Genomic DNA, 11,927 nt, shown 5'->3' with positions numbered 1-11,927 from the left:
CTCCGTATTTTAGACTTTGTTTTTCTCCTTTAGGCAGAGAAGGAATTTGAATGGCCAAGGTCGTATATTACAATATGCAGATATTTTATGAAACCGGGTGGTCTGGGTTTGAGTGATTTGAATATACGTCACATCGTAGTGGATGGAGATGCTTGCCCGGTCAAGACCGAGATTGTCAACACCGCACGTCTTTTTCATATTCCTGTGCTGCTTGTATCTTCCTTTGATCATTTGCTGCAAGGAGGAGAAGGGGTACGAACCGTGCAGGTGGATCGCAGTGATCAAAGTGCAGACCTGTACATTGCGAATCATATCAAGCCTTATGATGTGGTCATTACCCAAGATTATGGACTTGCAGCGCTAGCACTTGGCAAACGTTGTTATGTTCTGTCGTTTAGAGGTCGTGAATTTAATGACCGGGATATTGATTTTATGCTTGATTCTCGTCATACGGCAGCTAAAGCCAGACGACGAGGTCATTATGGGAAAGGGCCGAAGCCCTTCACAGAGCAGGATCGAGAAAATTTTCAACATAAACTGACAAAACTTTTAAAAGATTTGCAGGAGAATGTGTAACTTTATCGAATTATATTTACGTGTTAGAAGAGATGAAGGTGGCCGAGATGAGTAACGGACAAGGCGGTATACCCGAAAGTATTATTGAATCGGTATTGCAGCAACATGATATCGTCGATACGGTAAGCCGATTTGTGCATCTGACCAAGCAGGGGAAGTACATGAAAGGCCTCTGCCCTTTTCATTCCGAGAAGACGCCTTCGTTCACTGTTACACCTGAGAAACAGATTTTCTACTGCTACGGATGCGGCACGGGCGGTAATGCCATCAAATTCAGGATGGAAATCGAAGGATTGTCCTTTCCCGAGGCTGTCAAAACGATGGCAGAAGAAAGTCATATCTCCATGGGTGACTGGCAGGGGCGTGAAGCAGCTCATGTAAATCCGGAGACGGCACGTCTATTGGAGGCTTATGAGCTTACCGCGAAGCTGTATCATTTTCTATTGAAAAATACAGAGCATGGTAAGGCGGCCATGGAATATTTACGCTCGCGCGGTATAGGTGACAAATTGATTGATCAGTTCCAGATTGGATATGCACCCAATCGATGGGACACGCTCGTACAGTTTCTGGAGAAGCGCGAATATCCGCTGGAAGAGATGGAACGGGGCGGGCTTCTGTCAGAACGAAGTGAAGGCCAGGGATATGTGGACAAGTTCAGAGACCGAATTATGTTCCCCATCCATGGCAGGAGCGGTAAGCCGATTGCATTTGCCGGTCGTATATTGGGAGAAGGCCAGCCTAAATATTTGAACTCCCCGGAGACCCGGCTGTTCAATAAAGGCCGTGTTCTCTACAATCTGCATCAGGCCAAAAATGCAATACGCAAACAGAGACAAGTGATTTTGTTTGAAGGTTACGGTGATGTGATCTCTGCATGGGATCAGGACATTCAGAATGGTGTCGCTGCTATGGGAACGGCGCTTACGGAAAATCAGGCTTTGATGATTAAAGGTATGTGTGATGAGGTCATTCTGTGTTATGATGGCGACCGAGCTGGACAGGCCGCTGCCATGAAGAACTTCCCCATATTAGAGGAAGCCGGATTACAGGTGAAGATCGCGCTCATTCCTGAGGGACTTGACCCGGATGATTTTATCCGAAAGCACGGTGGTGAACGATTCCGTAACCAGATTGTGGACGGTGCCGTAACGACTACAAAATTTAAGCTTATAAACCTTAAAAAAAACCATATACTGCTAGAAGGCGGCGGTCAGATCGCTTATTCCAAAGAAGCAGTAAAACTGATTGCTCCTCTGTCTTCACCGACGGAGCGTGAAGTATATCTTCGTGAACTTGCTGCTGAAGTTGATGTATCCTTCGAGACATTGAAGCAAGAATGTAACGAGGAACGGGAAGCGATGAAAAATAACGAGGATTATGGGGATAATAACACGAAAAGGTGGAATAATGGTAGGCAACAAAATAGGCATGTGCCTACACCCAATCTGTTGCCGGCTTACCATGCTGCTGAGCGCAAGCTGATTGCCTGGATGCTGCAGGATGATGAAGCAGCCCAGTACGTCAATGAACATCTTGGAGAAGCCTTTAACTTGGATGATCATGCAGCTATTGCTGCTTATCTATATGCCTATTACGCGCAAGGCAAACCGCCGGATACAAGTCGTTTTATGTCTTCTCTGCATGATGATCGTCTGGAAAAGACGGTCAGCTCGATCTCGATGATGGATGGTCCAGGTGAATGGAGTATTCAGATGCTTGACGATTGTATCAGGGAAGTTCTAAAGTATCCGCGCAAAAAAGAGTACGATCTGAAGAAAGAAGAAATGATTGCTGCAGAGCGGGCAGGTGATTCTGTACGCGCGGCACAAATTGCACTTGAGATGATTGCCCTAGAGAGACAGTGAACATCTAGATTACTCAGATGTTTCTAGGGAGGAGGGAGTCGAGTTATGGCGAATGATCAGCATACTGAACTAGAAACAGAACTAACACTGGATCAGGTTAAAGATCAATTGATTGAATCAGGTAAGAAAAGAGCCTCACTGAACTACAAGGAAATTATTGAAAAACTCTCTCCGTTTGAGCAGGATGCAGAGCAGATGGATGAGTTCTATGAGCAGCTCAGCGACCTTGGAATTGATGTGGTTAACGAGAATGATGAAGAGGTCACCCTTCGTCCAAACGATGATTCCGAGAATGGCGGCAGAGATGGCGATGATGAATTCCATTTTGATGATGATCTGAGCCTGCCACCCGGCATCAAAATTAATGACCCTGTGCGGATGTACCTCAAGGAGATTGGACGTGTACCTTTGTTGTCTGCCGATGACGAAGTACAGCTTGCCAAGCGAATTGAGAACGGGGATGAGGAAGCGAAACGCCGTCTTGCTGAAGCTAACCTGCGTCTCGTTGTAAGTATTGCCAAGCGTTACGTGGGACGTGGCATGCTGTTCCTTGATTTGATTCAGGAAGGTAACATGGGTCTAATCAAAGCGGTAGAGAAATTTGACCATAAAAAAGGTTACAAGTTCAGTACGTATGCAACATGGTGGATTCGTCAGGCGATTACACGTGCGATTGCAGACCAAGCACGTACAATTCGTATTCCTGTACACATGGTGGAGACGATTAACAAGCTGATTCGGGTATCCCGTCAATTGTTGCAGGAACTTGGACGCGAACCGACTCCTGAAGAGATTGCTGCGGAGATGGACCTGAGTGTAGAAAAGGTTCGTGAAATAACCAAGATTGCACAGGAACCGGTTTCTCTGGAAACACCGATTGGTGAAGAAGACGATTCTCATCTGGGTGATTTTATTGAGGATCAGGAAGCATTGGCTCCAGCCGATGCTGCTGCCTACGAACTTTTGAAAGAACAACTCGAAGATGTTCTGGACACATTGACAGAGCGTGAAGAAAATGTTCTTCGTCTGCGTTTTGGTCTGGATGATGGCCGTACAAGAACACTTGAAGAAGTGGGTAAAGTATTCGGTGTTACGCGTGAGCGTATTCGTCAAATCGAAGCCAAGGCTCTTCGTAAATTGCGTCACCCGAGTCGCAGCAAACGACTCAAGGATTTCCTCGAATAATTGAACTGTAGGAGACTTTCTGCGAGACGCTTTGGCGGCGGCGGGGTCTCCTTTCGTTTTAATTTAAATATGTAGATTTCTTTCTTTTGGAAATTCATCCTTGAAATGTTTGATTGGATTTCATTTTATCGTTTTTCTTCACGCAATGCAAATCAATAAATTAAATGAATGGTCAGGTGCTTCATGAAACTTTCGAATCGATTACAACGGATACATGATCAAATTCCTGAAGGGAGCCGAATGGCGGATATTGGCTCGGACCACGCTTTGTTACCTGTTGCCGCAATTCGTAGTGGCAAAGCTTCAACGGCTGTAGCGGGAGAAGTTAATCCAGGTCCATATGATGCTGCATGCAAGCAAGTCAGTGATGCCGGGTTACAAGAGAAAATTACGGTGCGTCGCGGGGATGGTCTGGATGTGATCTCAGCAAGAGAAGTGGATGTCATTACGATTGCGGGCATGGGCGGTGCATTGATTGCTTCCATTCTGGATCGCGGCTTATCCAAATTGGAAGGTGTACAGCTTCTGATTTTACAGCCTAACGTAGGTGAAGATATTCTGAGACGTTGGCTGCTGGAGCATCATTGGGTTGTCGTAGCGGAGCAGCTCCTGGAGGAAGATGGAAAAATTTATGAGATTATTACCGCGATGCCGAAGGAGAGCAGTCCAATTACAAATGAAGAGGTATATCGGGCACGTCCTTTAAAAGACGGCGTGCAATTGACCGAAGATTTACTTCTTCGTATGGGACCGTATCTGACGGACCGCGTTAGTGAAGTGTTTTTTGCCAAATGGGAGAGCGAGATTAACAAGTTGCAGGGAGTGCTGCAATCCATCTCCAAATCCGATCAGGAATCGTCCAGGGACAAAGCAGCTGAGGTACAGGAGCTGATCACCAGTTTACAGGAGGTGTTGGCATGCTTGCCAAAGGTCAAACCGTAATCCAACTAATGGAGCGACTGGCTCCTAAACATCTGGCTGTACCGGATGATCGTATCGGTCTGCAGTTGGGAAGTTTGCAAAAAGAAATTACCCATGTGCTTGTGGCACTGGATGTTACGGATGAAGTCGTGGAGGAAGCGATTCGTATTGGAGCCAATCTGATTATTGCTCACCATGCTATTATGTTCCGTCCGGTAAAATCACTAAGTACAGATACACCGATGGGCAAGCTGTATGAGAAGCTGATTAAGAACGACATCGCGGTCTATATTGCCCACACCAATCTCGATGTAGCCGAGGGCGGCATTAATGACTGGATGGCTGAAGCGCTGGGCATTGAGAGCAAGGAATCGCTGGAAGATGTGCATACAGATCAACTCTACAAGCTGGCCGTATTTGTCCCTCGTACACATCATGAGCAGGTGCTGCAAGCGATTCTGGAGGCCGGGGCAGGAAGCATTGGTCAGTACAGCAAATGTAGCTTTAATACGGAAGGAACAGGTACATTTGTTCCGGGCGAAGGCACACAACCTTTTATCGGAGCGCAGGGGCACATGGAACGTGTTGAAGAAATGCGGATTGAAACGCTTGTACCTCAAAGCTTGCGAAGCAAGGTGATTCAGGCGATGTTAAAGGCGCATCCATATGAAGAGGTGGCTTATGATCTCTACGCTGTGGATTTAAAAGGTCGTACACTTGGTTTGGGGCGTCTCGGTCCTTTGACGGAGCCTAAAACCCTTGCTGAACTGGCTCAGGTCGTCAAAGCGCAATTTAACGTTCCTCAAGTGCGTGTTGTCGGTGATCTGAATAAAAAAATCAAGAAAGCGGCTGTACTCGGCGGTTCAGGCAGTCGCTATGTGCTTACAGCCCGTTTCAAAGGAGCAGATGTCATCGTAACTGGAGATATTGACTATCATACGGCACATGATGCTTTGATGGCGGGCATGTGTATCATTGATCCGGGCCATAATATAGAAAAAATTATGAAGCCCAAAACGGCGGATTGGCTGCGTGCACAGCTTTCGGATCAGCGATATGAGACAAAGGTGACTGCATCCGGGGTGGATACGGAGGTATTCCGTTTTCTGTAAATGGGTAAAAAGCAGTCTGTACGCTGATTTCCATTAATATTTATCTTGTATGGGAAGGCAATTGCCTGTATACTATGTAATGTTGTTCGGAAAGTTTGACAGACAATCGCTGGTGGCCTGCGTTGCCACGAGAGGAAAGTCCGGGCTCCACAGGGCAGGATGCTGGATAACGTCCAGTCAGCGCGAGTTGAAGGATAGTGCCACAGAAATGGACCGCCGATGGCCGGGTAATCCGGTACAGGCAAGGATGGAACCGAGGTGTAAGAGACCCCGAGGAACGCTGGTGACTTCGTTCCTGGTAAACCCCATCTGGAGCAAGACCTAAAGGGACACGGTCACCTCTTCGGAGGAGACAGCCTTAGCCCGAGGTGTGTCTAGGTTGGTCGCTTGAGCTGTGCAGCAATGTACGGCCTAGATAGATGATTGTCGCTTCTGGTGGGAGGGTAGTTCCCGTTTGAACCACGAAGAGCACAGAACCCGGCTTACGGTAAGCTTTCCTAACTGCAACAACAACAAAACTAACTTATGAGTTCCTGTTCACAACATAACAGGTGATATAAAATAAGGCGTCAGATTCCGATATGGGGAATTGACGCCTTATTTTTATTCCAGCGTAAGCAGCACAGCGACTGAAAACAGAACAGTCAGAAGCAATTAGCGCAAAAAATCAAAAAAGCAAATAAAAGAAAAACCGCTTTGCCTGCAAAAAGGCCAAAGCGGTCAACTGTTATGCTATCGAATGACAGTTTGTTACATCGTAACCACATGATCAGATTGGCTGGAAGCATGCCAGCGCTGGATGGCACGATCCATACGTTCTACGGCTTCAGGAAGCAGCTCAGGGTCTGTATGGGTGAAGTTAATCCGCATCCGGTTAAGCTCTGGTGTTCCGGCATAGAAGGAATCCCCGGGTACGATACATACCTTCTCTTGAATGCCGTATGTGAACAGGTTGCTGGCAAGCATGCCTTCTGGAAGCGTCAGCCACAGGAACATCCCGCCCTGCGGCGAGTTCCAAGTGATGCCCTCCCATGATTTGCGGGTCATGAGCTCAGTCAGCGTGATCATGCGCTGTTCATAGTCCTGAGAGATGTGGCGAATATGAGCATCCAGATCAAACGTCTCAAGTAATGCGTGCAGTGCCCGCTGATCAATGCTGCTGGAGTGCAGGTCTGCGCCTTGCTTGGCGCGAGCAGCAATTTTAACAATATCGGGAGCAGCGAGAATCCAGCCTGTACGAAGGCCCGGAGCTACCGTTTTGGAAAAGGTGCTGGTGTAGATTACGTTAGACGGTCCTTCATAGGATGCAGCATCCAATGCTGCGAGAGCAGGCGCATCTAACTGTTCAGGGTTAAAGCGAATTTCACCGTAAGGGTCATCCTCCAGAATAAGTACACCATATTTCCGGCACAAATCCACGGCTTGTTGTCTTCTCTCACGGGACCACACTTTGCCTGTCGGGTTAGAGAATGTGGGGTTAATGTAGACAAGTTTTGGGCGGTGCAGCTGAAGCTGCTCTTCCAGAGATTCCGGCAACATACCGTGTTCATCACAAGCTACGCCGTGTGATACGCCCTGATAAGATTGGATGACCTGCAGAGCCGCCAGATAAGTAGGTGATTCTACAAGTACGCTGTCACCGGCATCAAGCAGGATGCGGCAGACCAGATCAATGGATTGCTGTGATCCCGTAGTGAGCAGCATATGATCAGGTGAAGCGGGCAATCCTTTCGCTTCCAGACGCTCAGCAATTTTGACACGAAGCGGACGATACCCTTCCGTTTCTGCATATTGAAGAGCGGCTGAGCCGCTCATGAATACTTTCTCGTAAGCTGCGCGGATGGCTTCAAGCGGGAACGATGTTTGTGCAGGAAGGCCACCTGCAAGTGAAATCATTCCGGGCGCTTGTGCGGCCTGTAACATGTCGCGAACGACAGAGGACGGGGTGTTTTGTGCCATTTTAGACCAAGGTGTACTCATTATATTCTCATCTCCTGTTATTCACTGTTATACTGACATTATAAACTATAATAGATAGAGCGCACTATAACAGTAAAACAACGATCATAACAGTTAGGGGAGCGATTATGCATATTGAACTGAAACGGGGGAGCAGTGCCAAGTTGTATGTGCAGATTGCTCTGACGATTGCTGACCGCATTCGGTCGGGATTAATTGAACCGGGGACCCGGTTGCCCTCTGTTCGCAAAATGACTGCTGATTTGGGCGTAAGCCTGGTCACGGTGACGAAAGCCTATGCGGAACTGGAGGCCATACAGCTTATCTGCTGCTCTCAAGGCAAAGGCTGTTATGTGACTGGATCTCGGGATTCTGCCCAAGTAACCCGAACTAAAGAGGACAGTGCTGGTACGGTTCACAGGAAGGGGAGCAGCGATTCAGGGACAGCGCTGGACTGGCAGATGACATTGATCGACTATTTGCCAAGAGCGCAGCTGTGGCGGCATTTTGATGTCTCTCCACAGGTTCGGTACGAACTGCATATGTCTGCGATCCAGCCAGAGCTACTGCCTACGCGGGATATCATTGACAGTGCCTACTATCTCACATCGGATCATACGGAGCGTATGGCGGCATATGGGTCATTTCAGGGGGATTGGGAATTAAGACAGACCTTTGCTGCACATTTCACTTCTCGTGGACTTCAGGCGGCTCCTGAACGAATGTTAATCACGAGCGGTGCACAGCAGGGGATTGATCTGGTGGCACGTACATTTGTTGGGCCTGGCGATGTTGTATACATGGAGGCTCCAACATACACAGGAGCTATTGATGTATTTACAAGCCGTGGGGCCAAGATTATTACAGTTCCTATGGATGATGAAGGCATGCGTATCGACCTGCTGACCCGACTGTGTGATACTTATGCACCGAAGCTGATATATACTGTTCCTACATACCACAATCCGACGGGCATAACGATGAGTGCCAGAAGGCGGGCACAGCTGCTTAACATTGCGCAAAGCTATCATTGTCTTATTCTTGAGGATGATCCTTTTGCTGATCTGTATTTTCATGAACCGCCCCCAGCTTCCATCAAATCCATGGATAGTGCCGGACATGTCGTTTACATCAAAAGCTTCAGCAAGGTGCTGTCTCCGGGTTGCCGTATAGCTTGTGCGATTGCCGATGGAAGTGTGCTAACCCGGCTTGTCGCTGCCAAATCTACAGCTGATCTGGGGAGTCCGCTAATGACCCAGAAGGCCCTTCAGACGTACATACATCATCAATATGATGTTTATGTCCATGAGCTTCGAGAGAAATTGTATGCACGGCTATGTGCTGCTTCCAAAGTGCTGGACGAGCATGCAGCGAAGGCAATGCAATGGCGTCTTCCAGATGGAGGGCTGAATTTGTGGCTTGAATTGCACGGGAGCTTTGATATGCATGAGCTGCATCGGCAGTCTCTTGCTGCAGGGGTATCCTTTTTGCCGGGATCAGCCTGTTTTGTCGGGGAGAGTGATACGCCAAGCTTACGGATCTGTTTCACAGTGACCAGCGAACAAGCGCTGCGGCAAGGACTAATTACGTTATGCAGTGTGATTGAACGATACACCTCTCAGCAAGCTGGGTTAGCGGCTGACAGGCTGCCGCTCATATAATTTTTTTGACTATGGACATCCATCCATACCACTTGGGGTGAACTGCAATAGGTTATAGTATCACTTGAAAGGGAGTTGGTTTAAAAATGAACCATTGCTGTCCACAGGTTTCTCCAATTGTATGTGACCCGATCCAGGTTGTTCAAGATTATTACATTCCACAGATCGTGCCTGTTATTCACCCGATTGAAATTGTAAAGCAGCATCACTGCGTTCCGATCCCTCACCATATGTATCCTGTTGTTGTGAAGGAAGAAGGACCAGGACCGCTGTATGTGTCCAGCCACAAGAAAAAATCCGTGAAAAAATCAGGCAAAGCCCGCACAACTTCTCGCAAGCGCTAGTCGCAGCGAGTGCCTCGGGGGAAACAGCTTCAAACCAAAAGAGCAGCATACGCCCCGAGGCGCAGCTGCTTTTGTTATTTGCTTTTAATATAGTCGGGACAAGTCGTTGCAGGCTAGCGAAATATTTTGAACATATTACCGAATATGTTTTTTCAGCGTATTATCCATCTGTTGTCTGACATGTTGCGGCCAAAATTGCAGCGGGGCACTGCTACCCGAAGCGGCTCGCAGCGCTTTATATACATCAATCTGACCGTAGCCGTAATATTTATCGTGTCCCGGATCGCCCAGATCAATAACGCTCTGTCGCATCAAGTCCATCACCTCGGTATTGCTCAGGTCTGGATTCAGAGAGCGAATCAGGCCAGCAAGTGCAGCGACGTGCGGACTTGCCATGGATGTGCCTGACAGAGCGGCATATTGATTATCCGGGTACGTACTGGCGATGCTTGAACCTGGAGCAGTCACATCGACGTAATCCCCGTAGTTGGAGTAAGAGGCCTTGTTCATATCCGGGTCAGTGGCAGAGACAGCAAAAACCTCCGGGTACGCGGCAGGGTAGCCTGGACGCTCGGTATTATCGTTGCCTGTGGCTGCAATGAGCACGATATCCCGGTCAAAAGCATATTTGATAGCATCATGCAGAAACTGGGCATCCGCATAATTTCCCAAACTCATGTTAATGACTTTAGCGCCGTGATCCGCTGCCCAGATGATTCCTTCAGCAACAGCATACGTTGTGCCTGATCCCGAGTTGTCGAGCACCTTGACAGGCAGCACCTTGTTGTACCAGCTCATGCCAGCCACGCCTTCATTATTGTTCACGATCGCTCCGATAATGCCGGCAACATGTGTACCGTGTCCCACATCATCCATCGGCTTGCTACCCGGCTTCACAACATTGTATCCTTCGAGCAATTTGCCTTTGAGATCCGGGTGATTCACATCAACTCCTGTATCCACGACGGCTACGATGACATCCTTGTTTCCCTTGGTAATATTCCATCCACGATTCGTCTCGATGGCAGGCAGGTTCCACTGATAATCGGAGAACAGTACATCGTTAGGGATGGTGACATCGGTTTGTTCAGCGGGTGCTTCGTTGGTTAAATACATATAGTGAGGCTCCATATATAGCGGGTTCCATTTACTTCCAAAGTAGTCGTGCAATTGTTTATAATTCATCGTCTCGGATCGAAAAACATACGTATACCCAAGCTTGCGCGCAGATTGTGTTTTCAAGTCCGAATGAATGATTCGCATATCGTGCTCACTGGGGTCCTGCCGGAAGCGAATGACGATTTCATTTTCGTAAAAATGGCTGGCATTCGCGTTGTCATGTCCGGTCTTGACTGTAATTTCATTCAAGGTATCGGGATGCACCGACTCGATTCTGAATTTCCCTTCACGCGGGTACGGGATCATTCGCAAATTTTTGCGCTGATGTTCTTCCACGGCATTAAGAACATTTTGACTGAACAGAGCGATCACTGCTCGTTTACCATCCTTGGAGGGCTGTCCTACTACAAAATATTTTTCTTTTCCCATTGGAAACGAAGAGGACTCAAAGCTCTGACGTTTGTTTACTGCCTGTTTTGCCAGATTCCACGTATGATTTAATTTCTGTTGTTCGAGCCTGCCTGCTGGTTTGACTGTACGATCAAATCGTTTGCTTGATGTGCCATTTGTGTTCATGAGCTGGATTGAACGAATGTGACCGTGTGAATCCTGAAGCTGCTTCATGTATCGGGTGATCTGTGCTTCGTTCATCGTAGCAGTTTTGTTAAGCATCATACCAAGATGCTGCTTGGCATCAACCCGAGTAAGCAGGTCTGTGGCTTTGATATCCTGAACCTTCAGGCGTTGCTTGCTTGCATGTTCCTTCTGAGGATTTTCCTGTAGCGCACTTGGTCTGGGCATGGTGCGATTGGATGTGGGAAGCAGTAATGTGAGCGCGAGCGCTCCAGCACCTGCGGCCAGAGCCCAGTTCATCCATCGTGGTCTGGACATGGAACAGAACCTCCTTCGTTCATGATGAACAAGCTTATTTGATGTGTTTGTACGCATCGCGGCTTGTTATGGATTGTAGTTAGCGTTAGGAGAAGGACAAATTTTTATGCAAAAGAGTTTCAGTTTCTGTGCCCGTTATACAGCAGTTTCCGTGACAGGCATGGAAAGCGAGATTAAGGGATACCGCTCGTCAACTTTTTATGGTAGGATTGTATCTGAGTATTCAAAAGGTCAGGAACAGATGTTTTTTGGCCGACCTATATGTAAATATGTAAGGACTTATTTAAGGGG

The 11,927-nt window shown here is 47.8% G+C and carries 9 protein-coding genes and 1 other RNA gene; 8 read left to right on the top strand and 2 right to left on the bottom strand.

Annotation, left to right across the window (positions count from 1 at the left end):
* Positions 1-108 precede the first annotated feature (108 nt).
* The 6 genes from DFQ00_RS18570 (at position 109) to rnpB (ending at position 6,162) form a co-directional block, all read left to right on the top strand.
* Positions 109-576 carry a YaiI/YqxD family protein gene (locus tag DFQ00_RS18570; RefSeq protein ID WP_425271042.1) on the top strand — a complete coding sequence of 156 codons (468 nt, stop codon included), beginning with the start codon at positions 109-111 and terminating at the stop codon, positions 574-576.
* Between the two features lie 47 nt (positions 577-623).
* On the top strand, positions 624-2,444 hold the full coding sequence (dnaG, locus tag DFQ00_RS18565) for a DNA primase (RefSeq protein ID WP_110898081.1): 1,821 nt from the start codon (positions 624-626) through the stop codon (positions 2,442-2,444).
* Positions 2,445-2,489: 45 nt separating this feature from the next.
* The gene (gene rpoD, locus DFQ00_RS18560) at positions 2,490-3,629 is read left to right on the top strand and encodes an RNA polymerase sigma factor RpoD (protein ID WP_110897979.1); all 1,140 of its coding nucleotides are present in this window, start codon (positions 2,490-2,492) and stop codon (positions 3,627-3,629) included.
* A 183-nt stretch (positions 3,630-3,812) separates the two neighbouring features.
* The gene (locus tag DFQ00_RS18555; protein WP_110897978.1) at positions 3,813-4,571 is read left to right on the top strand and encodes a tRNA (adenine(22)-N(1))-methyltransferase; all 759 of its coding nucleotides are present in this window, start codon (positions 3,813-3,815) and stop codon (positions 4,569-4,571) included.
* Positions 4,547-5,662, top strand: coding sequence for a Nif3-like dinuclear metal center hexameric protein (locus DFQ00_RS18550; RefSeq protein ID WP_110897977.1), 1,116 nt, complete (start codon positions 4,547-4,549; stop codon positions 5,660-5,662). Before DFQ00_RS18555 ends, DFQ00_RS18550 begins: the two co-directional genes overlap by 25 nt.
* A 90-nt stretch (positions 5,663-5,752) precedes the next feature.
* Positions 5,753-6,162: RNase P RNA component class A (gene rnpB, locus DFQ00_RS18545), an RNA gene on the top strand.
* 250 nt (positions 6,163-6,412) lie between these two features.
* Here rnpB and DFQ00_RS18540 read toward each other — a convergent pair.
* Positions 6,413-7,642 carry an aminotransferase-like domain-containing protein gene (locus DFQ00_RS18540; protein WP_110897976.1) on the bottom strand — a complete coding sequence of 410 codons (1,230 nt, stop codon included), beginning with the start codon at positions 7,640-7,642 and terminating at the stop codon, positions 6,413-6,415.
* A gap of 107 nt (positions 7,643-7,749) precedes the next feature.
* On the opposite strand from DFQ00_RS18540, the gene pdxR reads away from it, so the two are divergent.
* Positions 7,750-9,282 (top strand): MocR-like pyridoxine biosynthesis transcription factor PdxR, encoded by a 1,533-nt coding sequence (gene pdxR / locus DFQ00_RS18535; protein ID WP_110897975.1) that lies wholly within the window; start codon positions 7,750-7,752, stop codon positions 9,280-9,282.
* A gap of 86 nt (positions 9,283-9,368) precedes the next feature.
* Positions 9,369-9,626: a hypothetical protein gene (locus DFQ00_RS18530; RefSeq protein WP_110897974.1), complete on the top strand. Its 258-nt coding sequence runs from the start codon at positions 9,369-9,371 to the stop codon at positions 9,624-9,626.
* A gap of 135 nt (positions 9,627-9,761) precedes the next feature.
* Here the strand turns inward: DFQ00_RS18530 and DFQ00_RS18525 are convergent, their stop codons facing one another.
* Positions 9,762-11,636, bottom strand: coding sequence for a S8 family peptidase (locus tag DFQ00_RS18525; RefSeq protein ID WP_110897973.1), 1,875 nt, complete (start codon positions 11,634-11,636; stop codon positions 9,762-9,764).
* Positions 11,637-11,927: the final 291 nt, after the last annotated feature.

This window comes from Paenibacillus barcinonensis (genome assembly GCF_003217495.1).
Lineage (GTDB): Bacteria > Bacillota > Bacilli > Paenibacillales > Paenibacillaceae > Paenibacillus > Paenibacillus barcinonensis.
The sequence above is the reverse complement of the archived record's forward strand: the minus strand, read 5'-3'. Positions and strand labels throughout refer to the sequence as shown.